The 15,951-nt window shown below is 71.3% G+C and carries 13 protein-coding genes; 9 read left to right on the top strand and 4 right to left on the bottom strand.

Translation table 11 applies throughout. The annotated features are described in order from the left end of the window. Positions 1 to 342: 342 nt before the first annotated feature. Positions 343 to 2,115, top strand: coding sequence for a biotin carboxylase N-terminal domain-containing protein (locus AB0I18_RS00760; protein ID WP_363103147.1), 1,773 nt, complete (start codon positions 343 to 345; stop codon positions 2,113 to 2,115). Positions 2,116 to 2,300: 185 nt separating this feature from the next. Beyond that, positions 2,301 to 2,900 (top strand): helix-turn-helix domain-containing protein, encoded by a 600-nt coding sequence (locus AB0I18_RS00755; protein WP_363103146.1) that lies wholly within the window; start codon positions 2,301 to 2,303, stop codon positions 2,898 to 2,900. Positions 2,901 to 3,011: 111 nt separating this feature from the next. Here the strand turns inward: AB0I18_RS00755 and AB0I18_RS00750 are convergent, their stop codons facing one another. Together AB0I18_RS00750 and AB0I18_RS00745 are read right to left on the bottom strand one after the other, a co-directional pair. Continuing rightward, positions 3,012 to 3,974 (bottom strand): DeoR/GlpR family DNA-binding transcription regulator, encoded by a 963-nt coding sequence (locus AB0I18_RS00750; RefSeq protein WP_363103145.1) that lies wholly within the window; start codon positions 3,972 to 3,974, stop codon positions 3,012 to 3,014. 177 nt (positions 3,975 to 4,151) lie between these two features. Beyond that, positions 4,152 to 5,600 carry an NAD(P)H-quinone dehydrogenase gene (locus tag AB0I18_RS00745; RefSeq protein ID WP_363103144.1) on the bottom strand — a complete coding sequence of 483 codons (1,449 nt, stop codon included), beginning with the start codon at positions 5,598 to 5,600 and terminating at the stop codon, positions 4,152 to 4,154. A gap of 119 nt (positions 5,601 to 5,719) precedes the next feature. On the opposite strand from AB0I18_RS00745, the gene AB0I18_RS00740 reads away from it, so the two are divergent. The 4 genes from AB0I18_RS00740 (at position 5,720) to AB0I18_RS00725 (ending at position 9,898) form a co-directional block, all read left to right on the top strand. Beyond that, positions 5,720 to 6,157: a gamma-glutamylcyclotransferase gene (locus AB0I18_RS00740; RefSeq protein ID WP_363103143.1), complete on the top strand. Its 438-nt coding sequence runs from the start codon at positions 5,720 to 5,722 to the stop codon at positions 6,155 to 6,157. A 153-nt stretch (positions 6,158 to 6,310) separates the two neighbouring features. Next, positions 6,311 to 7,135, top strand: coding sequence for a purine-nucleoside phosphorylase (locus AB0I18_RS00735; protein WP_363103142.1), 825 nt, complete (start codon positions 6,311 to 6,313; stop codon positions 7,133 to 7,135). Between the two features lie 303 nt (positions 7,136 to 7,438). Next, positions 7,439 to 9,070 carry a phospho-sugar mutase gene (locus tag AB0I18_RS00730; RefSeq protein ID WP_363103141.1) on the top strand — a complete coding sequence of 544 codons (1,632 nt, stop codon included), beginning with the start codon at positions 7,439 to 7,441 and terminating at the stop codon, positions 9,068 to 9,070. A gap of 51 nt (positions 9,071 to 9,121) precedes the next feature. Further along, entirely contained in the window at positions 9,122 to 9,898 is a 777-nt protein-coding gene (locus AB0I18_RS00725; RefSeq protein ID WP_363103140.1) for an aminoglycoside 3'-phosphotransferase, read from the top strand. Between the two features lie 60 nt (positions 9,899 to 9,958). Here AB0I18_RS00725 and AB0I18_RS00720 read toward each other — a convergent pair whose 3' ends face one another. Next, on the bottom strand, positions 9,959 to 11,647 hold the full coding sequence (locus AB0I18_RS00720; RefSeq protein ID WP_363103139.1) for a hypothetical protein: 1,689 nt from the start codon (positions 11,645 to 11,647) through the stop codon (positions 9,959 to 9,961). Positions 11,648 to 11,813: 166 nt separating this feature from the next. Next, positions 11,814 to 12,491 (bottom strand): PH domain-containing protein, encoded by a 678-nt coding sequence (locus AB0I18_RS00715; protein ID WP_363103138.1) that lies wholly within the window; start codon positions 12,489 to 12,491, stop codon positions 11,814 to 11,816. A gap of 87 nt (positions 12,492 to 12,578) precedes the next feature. On the opposite strand from AB0I18_RS00715, the gene deoC reads away from it, so the two are divergent. The 3 genes from deoC to AB0I18_RS00700 are packed head-to-tail and all read left to right on the top strand — an operon-like array spanning position 12,579 to position 15,876. Then, positions 12,579 to 13,538, top strand: coding sequence for a deoxyribose-phosphate aldolase (gene deoC / locus AB0I18_RS00710; protein ID WP_363103204.1), 960 nt, complete (start codon positions 12,579 to 12,581; stop codon positions 13,536 to 13,538). 6 nt (positions 13,539 to 13,544) lie between these two features. After that, on the top strand, positions 13,545 to 14,981 hold the full coding sequence (locus AB0I18_RS00705; RefSeq protein WP_363103137.1) for an aldehyde dehydrogenase family protein: 1,437 nt from the start codon (positions 13,545 to 13,547) through the stop codon (positions 14,979 to 14,981). Continuing rightward, positions 14,974 to 15,876 carry an aldehyde dehydrogenase family protein gene (locus AB0I18_RS00700; RefSeq protein ID WP_363103136.1) on the top strand — a complete coding sequence of 301 codons (903 nt, stop codon included), beginning with the start codon at positions 14,974 to 14,976 and terminating at the stop codon, positions 15,874 to 15,876. The genes AB0I18_RS00705 and AB0I18_RS00700 overlap by 8 nt, the downstream gene beginning before the upstream one ends. Positions 15,877 to 15,951 lie beyond the last annotated feature (75 nt).

Here is a 15,951-nt window from a genome sequence, read left to right as displayed (position 1 = left end):
CAAAGCTCCGGTTACCCCAAGTATGTTCGGGACATCATGAACGCTACTCACGGGTAAACCCCGGGACAAGGGACCTGGCAAAGGCTAAAGAATCGTTGGGCCATTCGTAGGGACTCCACAAAGAAACGGAGTGGGCCGCAGCACGGTCGCACAGAGACCTTGACCACACGACAGGACTAGGGTTCTTGGGAAGCCCCCTGCGTACCGTGGTGCGACAAGGGATTTCGTGGGAGAGCGGGCCACGCGTCACGCTCCGTGTGGGCAAGCTCACCATCGGGGACGGGTCGAAACGACGTGTCGGCAGTCCCTAAACTCGGCTTGTTTCAAGGAGAGGGAGCCAACGTGCGCAAGGTGTTGATCGCCAACCGTGGCGAAATCGCTGTCCGTGTCGCCCGGGCGTGCCGAGACGCCGGGATCGCGAGCGTGGCCGTGTACGCCGACCCGGACCGGGACGCGCTGCATGTGCGGGCCGCGGACGAGGCGTTCGCCCTGGGCGGTGACACCCCGGCCACCAGCTACCTCGACATCGGCAAGGTGCTGCAGGCCGCCAAGGACTCCGGCGCGGACGCGATCCACCCCGGGTACGGCTTCCTGTCCGAGAACGCCGACTTCGCGCAGGCGGTCGGGGACGCCGGGCTGATCTGGATCGGCCCGCCGCCGCAGGCGATCCGCGACCTGGGTGACAAGGTCGCCGCCCGGCACATCGCGCAGCGCGCCGGCGCGCCGCTGGTGGCCGGTACCCCGGATCCGGTCTCGGGCGCCGACGAGGTCGTCGCGTTCGCCCGCGAACACGGCCTGCCGATCGCCATCAAGGCGGCGTTCGGCGGCGGCGGCCGCGGCCTGAAGGTCGCCCGCACGCTGGAGGAAGTGCCGGAGCTGTACGACTCCGCGGTGCGCGAGGCGGTCGCCGCCTTCGGCCGCGGCGAGTGCTTCGTGGAGCGCTACCTGGACAAGCCGCGGCACGTGGAGACCCAGTGCCTGGCCGACTCCCACGGCAACGTGGTCGTCGTGTCGACGCGTGACTGCTCGCTCCAGCGCCGCCACCAGAAGCTGGTCGAGGAGGCCCCGGCGCCGTTCCTCTCCGAGGAGCAGAACACACAGCTGTACGCCGCCTCCAAGGCCATCCTCAAGGAGGCCGGCTACGTCGGCGCGGGCACCGTGGAGTTCCTGGTCGGCACCGACGGCACGATCTCCTTCCTGGAGGTCAACACCCGTCTCCAGGTGGAGCACCCGGTCACCGAGGAGGTCGCCGGCATCGACCTGGTCCGCGAGATGTTCCGGATCGCCGACGGCGAGGAGCTCGGCTACGGCGACCCGCAACTGCGCGGCCACTCCTTCGAGTTCCGCATCAACGGCGAGGACCCGGGCCGCGGCTTCCTGCCCGCCCCCGGCACGGTGACCACCTTCGCCACACCGTCGGGCCCGGGCGTGCGCCTGGACGCGGGCGTGGAGACCGGTTCCGTGATCGGTCCGGCCTGGGACTCGCTGCTCGCCAAGCTGATCGTCACGGGCGCCACCCGCGAGCAGGCCCTCCAGCGGGCCGCCCGCGCGCTCGACGAGTTCAACGTCGAGGGCATGGCCACCGCCATCACCTTCCACCGCAAGGTGGTCATCGACCCGGCGTTCGCCCCCGAACTCACCGGCTCCACCGACCCGTTCACGGTCCACACCCGGTGGATCGAGACCGAGTTCGTCAACGACATCAAGCCCTTCGCCGCCCCCGCGGACACCGACACCGACGACGAGCCGGGCCGGGAGACTGTCGTCGTCGAGGTCGGCGGCAAGCGCCTTGAGGTCTCCCTGCCGATCTCGCTGGGCATGTCGCTGGCCCGTACCGGCCTTGCGGCGGGCGCCAAGCCCAAGCGTCGCGCGGCCAAGAAGTCGGGTCCGGCCGCCTCCGGCGACACCCTCGCCTCCCCGATGCAGGGCACCATCGTCAAGATCGCGGTCGAGGAGGGCCAGGAGGTCAAGGAGGGCGACCTGGTCGTCGTCCTTGAGGCCATGAAGATGGAGCAGCCCCTCAACGCCCACCGCTCCGGCACCATCAAGGGCCTGACCGCCGAGGTCGGCGCCTCCGTCACCTCCGGCGCCATGATCTGCGAGATCAAGGACTGACACCCTCGGTCCCTTCGCCACGCGCGTACGAAGCGCCCGGCAGCCCGACAGACCCTTTACGGGCTGAGGGGCTGCCGGGCGCTTCGTTCTCCATCGGACGTCCACCAGCCCTGAAGCCCTGTTCGTGCGCCCGCGATGGCATGCTGGACAGCAGCCGGTGCGGCGGGAGAGGGCAGGTGAACGTCATGGTGAGCACGACCTCGCATGAGACCGCGGAAGGTGTCATGGTGGTCCGCCCCATGCGCGCCGACGCCCGCCGCAACCGCGACCGGCTGGTCGCGGAGGCGCGGGCCGCGTTCGCCGAGTACGGGGCGGACGCGTCCCTGGAGGACGTGGCACGGCGCGCGGGAGTCGGCATCGGCACGCTGTACCGGCACTTCCCGAACCGGCACGCGCTGCTGAGCGCGGTCTTCGCGGACGCGGTCAGCGATCTGCTGTGCCGCTCGCGCGCACTGCTCGACGACCCGCAGCCGTGCACGGCGCTCGTAGCATGGCTGCGCGCCATCATCACTCATGCGAGTGAGTACCGCGGTCTGTCGCGTGCGCTCATGTCGGCCTCGCACGACGACGGTTCGGAGCTCGCCCGGTGCAGCGGGCCGATGCGCGAGGCGGGCAGCACCCTGCTGGCGCGTGCCCAGCGGGCGGGCGCCGTACGCTCCGATGTCTCCATCGGCGATCTGCTCCAGCTGACCAACGCGATCGCGCTGGCCGCCGAAGAGACCCCGGGCGACCCGGACCTGGCCGACCGACTGCTGACCCTGACCTTGCGGGGCCTGAAGACCTGACACCTGCTGACGTACGAACTGGACCGCCGTCCGTCAGCGATGCCGGGGCGCCTGTCTGCCGACCCGTCCGGCTGTCGACCCGCTGTCTCGACCCTCTGCCTGTCGGCCCCGTCAGCGGCGGCGCAGATCGGCGACCCGCGCCCGCTCGCTCTGAGGCTGTTCCCCCAGCACCGCGGCCGCACTGCGCAACTGCGGTCCTCCACCCGGGACCTGGCCTCTCCGCGGGCCCGGAAGCGGCACGTCCCGGCGTGACGGCTGGCGCCCCGCCGGGACCGAATCCCCTCCCGCACCGCCCGCCCCGGCCACCGCGATCTGCACGCCCTGGTCGGCCAGAGCCTGCAGTTCGGTGGCCGCACGGTCGTCGTGGGCCGGTGGTTCGTCGGTGACCAGCCGGGTGATCACATCGGTCGGTACCGTCTGGAACATCGTGTCGGTACCGAGTTTGGTGTGGTCGGCGAGGACGACGACCTCCGCGGCCGCCTGCACCAACGCGCGGTCGACGGACGCCGACAGCATGTTGGAGGTGGACAGACCGCGCTCGGCGGTCAGCCCGCTCCCCGACAGGAAGGCCCGGGAGACCCGCAGCCCCTGGAGGGACTGCTCGGCACCGCTGCCGACCAGGGCGTAGTTGGAACCGCGCAGGGTGCCGCCGGTCATCACGACCTCCACGCGGTTGGCATGGGCCAACGCCTGGGCCACCAAGAGGGAGTTGGTGACGACGGTGAGCCCGGGTACCCGCGCGAGCCGGCGTGCCAGCTCCTGCGTGGTGGTACCCGCCCCCACCACAATGGCCTCGCCCTCTTCGACGAGACTCGCGGCGAGATCGGCGATGGCCGTTTTCTCAGCGGTCGCGAGATGAGATTTCTGCGGAAAGCCGGACTCCCGCGTGAACCCGCCCGGCAATACCGCACCGCCGTGTCGGCGGTCGAGGAGTCCTTCTGCCTCCAGTGCGCGCACGTCCCGCCGTACGGTCACTTCGGAGGTCTGGACGACGCGGGCGAGCTCACGGAGCGACACGGCCCCATTCGCTCGCACCATTTCGAGGATCAATTGGCGACGTTCTGCAGCGAACACGAAACTGACAGTAACCCCAACGACCGTCTGCTTTCAGCAGTTTGCGCCGAATAGCAGAAGTTGTTCGCACAGCAGGGCACGAAGTGGTATACGCGCCTACTCGCACCGCCTATGCCGCACGAATGGTCGACGACCCGTCGACAACTCCCCGTGACCAGCGGGGAGTCGCTTTCCCCGTCAGGCGTCGCCCTCGGTCTTCCGGGTGTGCAGCTGCCGGGCCACCTCCGCGATCGAGCCCGACAGAGACGGGTACACGGTGAACGCGTTCGCGATCTGTTCGACTGTCAGGTTGTTGTCGACCGCGATCGAGATCGGATGGATCAGTTCCGAAGCGCGCGGCGCGACGACCACACCGCCGACGACGATGCCGGTGCCCGGCCGGCAGAAGATCTTCACGAAGCCGTCCCGGATGCCCTGCATCTTGGCGCGCGGGTTGCGCAGCAGCGGCAGCTTCACGCCCCGGGCGTCGATGACACCGCCGTCGACATCGGCCTGCGTGTAGCCGACGGTGGCGATCTCGGGGTCGGTGAAGACGTTCGAGGACACCGTCTTCAGGTTCAGCGGAGCGACCGCGTCCCCCAGGAAGTGGTACATCGCGATACGCCCCTGCATCGCGGCCACCGAGGCGAGCGCGAAGACACCGGTCACGTCACCGGCGGCGTACACACCGGGAGCCGTCGTCCTGGACACCTTGTCGGTCCAGATGTGCCCGGACTCCTGGACCTTGACCCCGGCCTCCTCAAGGCCCATGCCGTGGCTGTTGGGGATGGCGCCGACGGCCATCAGGCAGTGCGAGCCGGTGATGACACGGCCGTCGTTCAGGGCCACCTCGACCCGGTCGCCGACCCGCTTGGCGGACTGGGCCCGCGAGCGCGCCATGACGTTCATGCCGCGCCGCCGGAACACGTCCTCCAGGACGGCCGCCGCGTCCGGGTCCTCGCCCGGCAGCACGCGGTCGCGGCTGGAAACGAGCGTGACCCGCGACCCGAGCGCCTGGTAGGCACCGGCGAACTCGGCACCGGTGACACCGGAGCCGACCACGATGAGCTCGTCGGGGAGCTCGTCCAGGTCGTACACCTGGGTCCAGTTCAGAATCCGCTCGCCGTCGGGCTGCGCGTCGGGCAGCTCACGGGGGTGCCCGCCGGTGGCGATGAGCACGGCGTCGGCGACGAGCGTCTCCTCGCTGCCGTCCGCGGCCCGTACGACGACCTTCCGCGACCCGTCCAGGGCCTGCATGCCTTCGAGCCGCCCGCGTCCGCGCAGCACCCGGGCGCCCGCACGCGTCACGGAGGCCGTGATGTCGTGCGACTGGGCGAGCGCGAGGCGCTTCACACGCCGGTTGACCTTGCCGAGGTCGACACCGACGACCCGCGCGGGCGCGTCGATGTGAGGAGTGTCATCCGCGACGATGATCCCCAGCTCCTCGTAGGAGGAGTCGAAGGTGGTCATCACCTCGGCCGTGGCGATCAGGGTCTTCGACGGGACGCAGTCGGTGAGCACCGACGCCCCGCCCAGGCCGTCGCAGTCGACGACGGTTACCTCCGCGCCGAGCTGGGCGGCTACCAGGGCCGCCTCGTATCCGCCGGGTCCGCCACCAATGATCACGATCCGAGTCACGTACTCCATTGTCCCGCACGCCCCACGATGCTTCCGCCCGGGGGCTCCCGCCGGTCGTCCCGGTCGCGGAAGGCGGGTGCCTCAGTTACGGGAGAGGCGTACGTGTTCGCTGCCGTACTCTCGACCCCATGTCGCTCTACGCCGCGTACGCCGGCAATCTCGACCCGCGGCTCATGACACGCCGCGCCCCGCACTCGCCGCTCCGCGCCACCGGGTGGCTGAGCGGCTGGCGGCTGACGTTCGGCGGCGAGCACATGGGCTGGGAGGGCGCGCTGGTGACCATCGCCGAGGCCCCGCGCTCGCAGGTCTTCGTCGCCCTGTACGACCTCGCGCCCATGGACGAGGAGTCCATGGACCGCTGGGAGGGCGTCGGCCTCGACATCTACCGCCGTATGCGCGTACGCATCCACACCCTGGAGGGTGAGGAGCCGGCGTGGGTCTACGTACTCAACGGTTACGAGGGCGGACTTCCCTCGGCCCGCTACCTCGGCGAGATCGCGGACGCGGCGGAATCGGCCGGCGCCCCGCACGACTACGTGATGGAACTGCGCAAGCGCCCCTGCTGAGCGCTCCGCGCGAAGAGCCGGTGCCTGTGCCGGTGCCGGCGGCGGAAAGTGGCGGCCGGCGACGGAAAGCGACCGGAAACAACAAGACAACGATCGCAATCCCACGACCTCACCATCTACGCGCGTAGGCCCGGAGCGGCTACCCTCATGCGCGTGAACGCATCTCTCCTTCCGGACGACATCCAGGGCGACCCGTACGCCGCCGCCGACGCCGCCGCCGCGCGCCTGCGGGAACTGACGGGCGCCGAGACCCACGACGTCGCCCTTGTGATGGGCTCCGGCTGGGCCCCGGCCGTGGACGCCCTCGGCGCCCCCGCGGCCGAGTTCCAGGTCACCGAGCTGCCCGGCTTCCCGCCGCCGGCGGTCGAGGGCCACGGTGGCCAGATCCGCTCGTACCAGAGCGGCGACAAGCGCGCGCTCGTCTTCCTCGGCCGCACCCACTACTACGAGGGCCGCGGTGTCGCCGCCGTCGCGCACGGCGTCCGTACGGCCGTGGCGGCCGGCTGCAAGACCATCGTGCTGACCAACGGCTGCGGCGGTCTGCGCGAGGGCATGCGTCCCGGCCAGCCGGTCCTCATCAGCGACCACATCAACCTGACGGCGGCCTCCCCGATCGTCGGCGCGAACTTCGTCGACCTGACGGATCTGTACTCGCCGCGCCTGCGCGCCCTGTGCAAGGAGATCGACGAGACCCTCGAAGAGGGCGTGTACGCGCAGTTCACCGGCCCGCACTACGAGACGCCGGCCGAGATCCGGATGGCCCGCGCCATCGGTGCGGACCTCGTCGGCATGTCGACGACCCTCGAAGCCATCGCTGCGCGCGAGGCGGGTGCGGAGGTGCTCGGCATCTCCCTGGTGACTAACCTCGCCGCGGGCATGACCGGCGAGCCCCTCAACCACGAGGAGGTCCTCCAGGCGGGCCGCGACTCCGCCGCGCGCATGGGAGCGCTCCTCACGCAGGTGCTGGGTCGGCTCTAGGTGCGTTGTCGGGTGCGGGTGGGCTGTGGCTGGTCGCGCAGTTCCCCGCGCCCCTGGAGGGCGGGCTGTGCGCCCTGCCCTCCAGGCCGCCCACGCACCTCAGCCCGCCCAAGCACCTCCAGCACGCCCGCGCACCCGCCTGCCCAGGCACCCCCAGCCCGTCCGGCGTTTGAGGACGAGGCCGTTCAGGCCGAAGGCGGGGGTCTGGGGGCGGCAGCCCCCAGGGATGGGACGGGTAGGGGCGGCGGGGGCGAGAATCCGGGTACACGGCAACGGCAGGACGAAGAGAGAGGTTCACCCGACGTGCAGGACGAACTCATCGCAAAGGCCAAGGCATGGCTGGCCGAGGACCCCGACGCGGACACCCGCGAGGAACTCGCCAAGCTCATCGACGCCGAGGACACAGCGGAGCTCACCGCACGCTTCACCGGCACCCTCCAGTTCGGCACAGCGGGCCTGCGAGGCGAACTCGGCGCAGGCCCGATGCGCATGAACCGCTCGGTGGTGATCCGCGCCGCCGCCGGCCTCGCCGCGTACCTGAAGTCGAAGGGCCAGGACAACGGCCTGGTCGTCATCGGCTACGACGCCCGCCACAAGTCCGCCGACTTCGCCCGCGACACCGCCGCCGTCATGACGGGCGCCGGCCTGCGCGCGGCACTGCTCCCCCGCCCGCTCCCCACCCCCGTACTCGCGTACGCCATAAGGCACCTGGGCGCGGCGGCCGGCGTAGAGGTGACGGCCAGCCACAACCCCCCGCGGGACAACGGCTACAAGGTCTACCTCGGCGACGGCTCCCAGATCGTCCCCCCGGCGGACGCGGAGATCGCGGCGGAGATCGAGGCGATCGCCGGCCTCGCCACCGTCCCCCGCCCGGACGACGGCTGGCAAACCCTCGACGACGGCGTCCTGAACGCCTACCTGGCCCGCACGGACGCGGTGCTGTCCGCCGGCTCCCCCCGCACCGCCCGCACCGTCTACACGGCGATGCACGGCGTGGGCAAGGAGACGCTCCTCGCGGCGTTCGCCCGAGCCGGCTTCCCCGCCCCCGCCCTGGTGGCCGAGCAGGCGGACCCGGACCCGGACTTCCCCACGGTCGCGTTCCCGAACCCGGAGGAGCCGGGCGCGATGGACCTGGCCTTCGCGAAGGCCCGCGAGACGAATCCGGACCTGATCATCGCGAACGACCCGGACGCCGACCGCTGTGCGGCGGCCGTCCCCGACGGCGCGGACTGGCGCATGCTGCGCGGCGACGAGGTGGGCGCGCTCCTGGCGCAGCACCTGGTCGACAGGGGCGCGCGCGGCACCTTCGCGGAGTCGATCGTCTCGTCCTCCCTGCTCGGCCGGATCGCCGGGAAGGCGGGCCTCCCGTACGAGGAGACCCTGACGGGCTTCAAGTGGATCGCCAGGGTGGACGGCCTCCGGTACGGCTACGAGGAGGCGCTGGGCTACTGCGTCGACCCCGAGGGCGTACGGGACAAGGACGGCATCACGGCGGCGCTCCTGATCACGGAACTGGCGTCCGAACTCAAGGCCGAGAACCGCACCCTCCTCGATCTCCTCGACGACATCGCGGTCGAGCACGGCCTGCACGCCACCGACCAGCTCGCGGTCCGCGTGGACGACATCTCCCTGATCGCGGACGCGATGCGGCGCCTGCGTGAGCAGCCGCCCACCGAGCTCGCCGGCCTGCCCGTCACCAGGTCCGAGGACCTGACCAAGGGCACGGACAAGCTCCCGCCCACCGACGGCCTGCGCTACACGCTGGACGGCGCCCGCGTCATCGTCCGCCCCAGCGGCACGGAACCGAAGCTGAAGTGCTACCTGGAGGTCGTCGTCCCGGTGGACACCCACGCCGACCTCCCTGCGGCCCGCGCGAAGGCGACGGCCCTCCTGGCGACGATCAAGCGGGACCTGTCGGCGGCCGCGGGCATCTGACCGCCGGAAAACCACTCGCCCCGGGCGCGCCCCGAAGAGCACCATGCGCCCATGCCCTACTCCGGTCCCCCACCCGCCACAGTTCACGTACCCGCCCCGATCGCCACCCTCGCCGAGGGCCGCCCGCTACTGCCCGTCTGGCTGAACGAGCTGGGCGGCCTGACCTTCCGGATCGGGGGCGGGGGCGAGGGCGGAGGCAGGGGCGAGGGCGGGGACGGCGGGCTGTTCGTCAAGTGGGCTCCGGCGGGCTCGGGGCTCGACCTGGCCGCCGAGGCGGAACGGCTGGACTGGGCCCGGCGCTTCACACCGGTGCCCCACGTGCGGGAGCACGGAACCGACGCGGACGGGGCGGCCTGGCTCGTCACGGATGAGCTGCCCGGCAGCAGTGCCGTCAGCGACCGGTGGAAGGCGGACCCCGGTACGGCCGTCCGGGCGGTGGGGGCGGGGCTGCGGGCTCTGCACGAGCGGCTGCCCGTGACCGAGTGCCCCTTCGGCTGGTCCGTCGATCAGCGGCTGGAACGCGCCCGGCGTGCGGGCATGGACGTACCCGCGGACCTGCCCGAGCCGCCGCCGGTCGACCGCCTCGTCGTCTGTCACGGCGACCCCTGCGCGCCGAACACGCTGCTGCACGAGGACGGCTCCTGGTCCGCTCACGTCGACCTGGGAGCCCTCGGCGTCGCCGACCGGTGGGCCGACCTGGCCGTCGCCACCTGGAACACCGAGGCGAACTACGGCCCCGGCTGGGAGGACACCCTCCTCGACGCCTACGGCATCGCCCCCGACCCGCACCGGACCGACTTCTACCGACGTCTGTGGAGCGTGACCTGAGCGTCCTCCCTCACGTTTCCTGGACCCCTCAGCCCCACAACCCTTCAGCCCCTCAGTCCTTCAGCCCCACACCGCCAGCGCCCCCACCCAGACCACGGCCAGCAGCACGGCCACCGGCCACAGCGGCCGGCCCCGATCGCTCGCCGTGCTCTCCCCGGTGGGCCGCAGCGCGGGATGCGTACGCATGGCGGTGAGTTCGGCGGCCAGGGCGTCGTACGGATGAGCCAGGCCCCGTCGGCGCTGGAGCCAGGGCCAGTGCGGCGCGGCGACCGCCCAGTCGTCGTCCCGCCACCGCAGTTTCAGCTCGAAGGACTGGCGGCGCACCGAGCGGATGTCGTCCCAGGGGACGTGCCGGGGTCCGCGCAGTTCCGTGATCCAGAGGCCCGAGCGGTCGGCGGTGATGCGCCAGGCGAGCTTCACCGGGAGGCGGGCGGCGCCGTAGAGGCCGACCAGGGTGACGAGGGCCAGTTCCCAGAAGGGGGTGGAGGAGTCGGTGATCCATTCCCAGCCGAACCAGGAACCCCACAGCACCAGCAGTACGGCCGCCGCCCGGTCCAGCAGGCCCGCGCGCCAGCGGCGTACCGGCACCGGGGCCAGCTCCTCGACGAGCTCCCTTGCCTGCTCCTCCAGTTGACGGCTCTGCGCCTCGCGGGCCTTTTCCCTGGCGACCCGCCGGCGGCCGTCACCCGTGGACAACGGGCGGACCGGTCCTGTCGACCACTCCGTCAGCGGCGGCTGCTCCGGATCCTCGTCGGCACTGACGACCACGACCTCGGCCCCGTCGAAGGGCGCCCCGTAGAGCACGGCTTCGCGGATCGGCCCGGGCGTGTCGTCGTCCACCGCGTCGAGGAGCCGCTCCAGCTCTTCACCGGCGTACTCGCCGTCAGCGCCACCCTCCCCGGCTCCGCCCTCGTCGCCATCGCCATCGTCGTCGTCATCGACTTCGGCGTCGCCGTCGTACGAGGTGAGGTCCACGGTGAACAGCGGACGCACCGCCGCCAGATCGTCCGCCGCGTACACCTCCGTGGTGCCCTGCGCGTCGTCGCGTACCAGGACACGCAGTACGGGTACGGGGGCCCTGCGCAGGCCGGTGGCCCGGTGTCGGCCCAGCCAGGCCGAGGCCAGGGCGGTGACGGCGAGCCCGGCCAGGTAGAAGGCCATGACCCAGGCACCCCGGCGGTCGTCGCCGGTGCCCCAGAGTCCCGAGGTGGCGCCCGTCAGCACGCCGAGCGCGAGCACCACGAGCCCGAGCGGGAACAGGAAGCGGCCGCGCAGCACCTTCACGTCCGTGTCCGGGAGCCGTGCCGTGACGTCCCCGGCGGCCTCCAGCGCCTGTTCCAGCTGTGCGCCGCGGGCCCTCAGGCGTACGGCGACGGCGGCCCAGGAGACGACCACGACGAGCGCCCCGGCGGCGGTGACCGCCCACGGCTGGGAGGGCGCCTCCACGGCGAGCGCCAGGAGCAGGGCGGGTGCCCCGACCCAGACCAGCTCGGGCCGCGCGAGCACCCACAGGACGTACACGGCGAACCCGGCCGCGACGAACGGCCACAGCCCGCCGAGCATCGCCGCCCAGGCCCCCACGCACACCGCGAAGGTGGTCAGCCCGGCCGCGATCGATCTGCGCACCCGCAGGAACGTCCAGCGCGGCGGCAGCACGGCCGCCCAGCCGCCCGCCCGGCCGGCCGTCCAGTCCCGGCAGCCGTCGGGTATCGCGGCCGCGGGAAGTCGCAGCGGCTCGTCGTACGACACATGCACTCCTGGGTTACGTGGGGACGCCGGTGCTTACAGGACGTTCCTGCCGCCGATGTAGTTGCCGCCTTCTCGTACGGCCGAGGCACACCCATCGCCTCAGGCCCGAACGGCTGGAACAACTAGAACGACTGAAACCACCCGAACGACTGGAACGCCCGGAGGCTCACCCCACCGCCACCAGAATCACCAGCAGCACCGCTCCGACCACCGCGGGCCCCACGATCTCGTACGCCCACCGCACCGACACCTCGCCCCGCGCCCGCGCGTCCTTGCCCCGGGCCGCCAGCAGCTCGCGCAGCTCGTCCATGATCTGGTCGGTCTGGGCGCGCACGGGCCCGGCCGCCATCGCGGGCGGGCCGCCGCGACGGTTCCCCGCGTCACCACGGCCCTCCCCACGGCCCTCTCCACGGGCCTCCTCGCGGGCCTCCCGGCGCGCCGCTCTCTTGCGGGCACGCAGCGAGACGGGCACGGCCCAGAGCTGGAACTTGGCCCCGGACTTGTCGTACACCTCGTTCGAATATCCGGACTTGAACCCCTCGACCGTGCCCCAGGGCAGCAGGATCACCCGGAAGGGGTTACGGACGCGCAGCCGCGCCTCGTTGGCGAAGACGGCCGGGCGCAGGGTGAAGGCGACGATCAGCGGGCCGAGGAAAACCAGCACGGCGAGTGCCATCCACGGCGTCCGGCCGTCGCCCGTGACCAGTGCGTCGATACCGAGCCAGCCCACGATGGCGAGCAGCAGCACACCGCCCGCCACACCGGAGGGCGACCGGTAGACCCGGTCCTTGAACTGGGGATCCGGTGCGTCCGGTGCGGGTGACTTGTGGTCCGGGGTCGTCATGGTCCCGATTCTGCCCGACGCCACCGACACCGCTCCGACTCGGGGGTGTACAGCCGCTACGCGCGTAGATATGCTCGTCTGGTGACCATGCCCACCACTGCACCTGTTGCCGCACACGCACTAGGCGACGTGACCGCGTCGGACAGCACACTGCGCCGCTTCCTTCACGGGCTGCCCGGCGTCGACGCGGTCGGCCTGGAGGCGCGCGCCGCCTCGCTCGGTACCCGTTCCATCAAGACGACCGCGAAGGCGTACGCCATCGACCTCGCCATCTCGATGGTCGACCTGACGACGCTGGAAGGCGCGGACACTCCTGGCAAGGTCCGGGCGCTCGGCGCCAAGGCCGTCCGCCCGGACCCAACGGACCGCACGGCCCCGTCGACCGCCGCCGTCTGCGTCTATCCGGACATGGCGGCCACCGCCAAGGAGGCCGTCGCGGGCTCCGGCGTGAAGGTCGCCTCCGTGGCCACCGCCTTCCCGGCCGGCCGCGCCGCGCTCGACGTGAAGCTGGCCGACGTGCGGGACGCGGTCGCCGCTGGCGCCGACGAGATCGACATGGTCATCGACCGCGGGGCGTTCCTCGCGGGCAAGTACCTGAAGGTGTACGACGAGATCGTCGCCGTGAAGGAGGCCTCGGGCGCCGCCCGCCTGAAGGTCATCTTCGAGACCGGCGAGCTGTCGACGTACGACAACATCCGGCGCGCGAGCTGGCTCGGCATGCTGGCCGGCGCCGACTTCATCAAGACCTCGACGGGCAAGGTCGCCGTCAACGCGACGCCCGCCAACACCCTCCTCATGCTGGAAGCCGTCCGTGACTTCCGCGCGCAGACCGGGGTACAGGTGGGCGTGAAGCCCGCCGGCGGCATCCGCACCACCAAGGACGCCATCAAGTTCCTGGTGCTGGTCAACGAGACCGCGGGCGAGGACTGGCTGGACAACCACTGGTTCCGCTTCGGCGCGTCCTCGCTCCTGAACGACCTGCTGATGCAGCGTCAGAAGCTGGCCACCGGCCGTTACTCCGGCCCCGACTACGTGACGGTGGACTGATCCATCATGGCATCTGCATTCGAGTACGCACCGGCTCCCGAGTCCCGCTCCGTCGTCGACATCGCGCCCTCGTACGGCCTGTTCATCGACGGTGAGTTCACCGAGGCGGCGGACGGCAAGGTCTTCAAGACCGTCAGCCCGAGCACCGAAGAGGTCCTTTCCGAGGTCGCGCAGGCCGGCACGGCGGACGTCGACCGTGCCGTCAAGGCCGCGCGCAAGGCCTTCGAGAAGTGGTCCGCGCTCCCCGGCTCCGAGCGCGCCAAGTACCTCTTCCGTATCGCGCGGATCATCCAGGAGCGCAGCCGCGAACTGGCCGTCCTGGAGACCCTCGACAACGGAAAGCCCATCAAGGAGACGCGCGACGCCGACCTCCCCCTGGTCGCCGCGCACTTCTTCTACTACGCGGGCTGGGCCGACAAGCTCGACCACGCCGGCTTCGGTGCGAACCCGCGCCCGCTCGGCGTCGCGGGCCAGGTCATCCCCTGGAACTTCCCGCTCCTGATGCTGGCGTGGAAGATCGCCCCGGCGCTCGCGACGGGCAACACGGTCGTCCTGAAGCCGGCCGAGACCACACCTTTGAGTGCTCTCTTCTTCGCGGACATCTGCCGCCAGGCGGGCCTCCCCAAGGGCGTCGTCAACATCCTTCCGGGATACGGCGACACGGGCGCGGCCCTGGTCGAGCACCCGGACGTGAACAAGGTGGCCTTCACCGGCTCCACGGCCGTCGGCAAGGCGATCGCCCGCCAGGTGGCGGGCACGAGCAAGAAGGTCACCCTCGAACTCGGCGGCAAGGGCGCGAACATCGTCTTCGACGACGCGCCGATCGACCAGGCCGTCGAGGGCATCGTCACCGGCATCTTCTTCAACCAGGGCCAGGTCTGCTGCGCGGGCTCGCGCCTGCTGGTCCAGGAGTCGATCCAGGACGAGCTCCTCGACTCCCTGAAGCGGCGGCTCTCGACCCTCCGCCTCGGCGACCCGCTCGACAAGAACACGGACATCGGCGCGATCAACTCCGCCGAGCAGCTGGCCCGTATCACCACGCTCGTCGAGCAGGGCGAGTCCGAGGGCGCCGAGCGCTGGGCCCCGGCCTGCGAACTCCCCTCCTCCGGCTACTGGTTCGCCCCGACGCTCTTCACGAACGTCACCCAGGCGCACACCGTCGCCCGCGACGAGATCTTCGGCCCGGTCCTGTCCGTCCTCTCCTTCCGTACGCCGGACGAGGCGGTGGCGAAGGCCAACAACAGCCAGTACGGGCTTTCAGCCGGGATCTGGACGGAGAAGGGCTCCCGGATCCTGGCCGTCGCGAACAAGCTCCGCGCGGGCGTCGTCTGGGCCAACACGTTCAACAAGTTCGACCCGACCTCGCCGTTCGGCGGCTACAAGGAGTCGGGTTACGGCCGCGAGGGCGGCCGTCACGGCCTGGAGGCGTACCTCGATGTCTGACCGCAACAACGAACGTCTCAGCGTCTTCAAGACCTACAAGCTGTACGTCGGCGGGAAGTTCCCGCGTTCCGAGAGCGGCCGGGTGTACGAGGTGACCGACTCAAAGGGCAAGTGGCTGGCCAACGCGCCGCTCGCCTCCCGCAAGGACGCCCGTGACGCCGTGGTGGCGGCCCGCAAGGCGTTCGGCGGGTGGTCCGGCGCGACCGCGTACAACCGCGGCCAGATCCTCTACCGCATCGCCGAGATGCTGGAGGGCCGCCGGGACCAGTTCGTACGGGAAGTGGCGGACGCGGAGGGCCTGTCCAAGTCGAAGGCGGCCGTCCAGGTCGACGCGGCCATCGACCGCTGGGTCTGGTACGCGGGCTGGACCGACAAGATCGCCCAGGTGGTCGGCGGCGGCAACCCGGTGGCGGGCCCGTTCTTCAACTTGTCGACTCCCGAGCCGACGGGCGTCGTGACCGTCCTCGCCCCCCAGGAGTCGTCCTTCCTGGGCCTGGTCTCGGTGGTCGCCCCGGTGATCGCGACCGGCAACACGGCCATCGTGATCGCCAGTGAGAAGGCCCCGCTCCCGGCGCTCTCGCTCGGCGAGGTACTGGCGACGTCCGACCTCCCCGGCGGCGTGGTCAACATCCTCTCCGGCAGGACGGCGGAGATCGCGGCCCCGCTGGCCGCGCACCAGGACGTCAACGCGATCGACCTCGCGGGCGCCGGCGCCGACGACGGCCTGGCGAAGGAGCTGGAGATCGCGGCCGCGGACAACCTCAAGCGGGTCTTCCGTCCACAGGCTGTGGATTACTTCGAGACGCCCGGCACCGAGCGCCTGACGGCCTTCCTGGAGACGAAGACGGTCTGGCACCCGACGGGCGCGCTGGGCGCTTCCGGCTCGTCCTACTAAGGGCCTGCCAGGGGCGGCCAGGGCCTGCCACAGGCAGCCGCGGGCGGCCATCAAGACGGGAGCCGCGCTTCCCCT

Origin of the sequence: Streptomyces sp. NPDC050704, assembly GCF_040654355.1 — a bacterium.
GTDB lineage: Bacteria > Actinomycetota > Actinomycetes > Streptomycetales > Streptomycetaceae > Streptomyces.
Note: the sequence above shows the minus strand (reverse complement) of the source record. Positions and strands in the feature narration are given on the sequence as shown.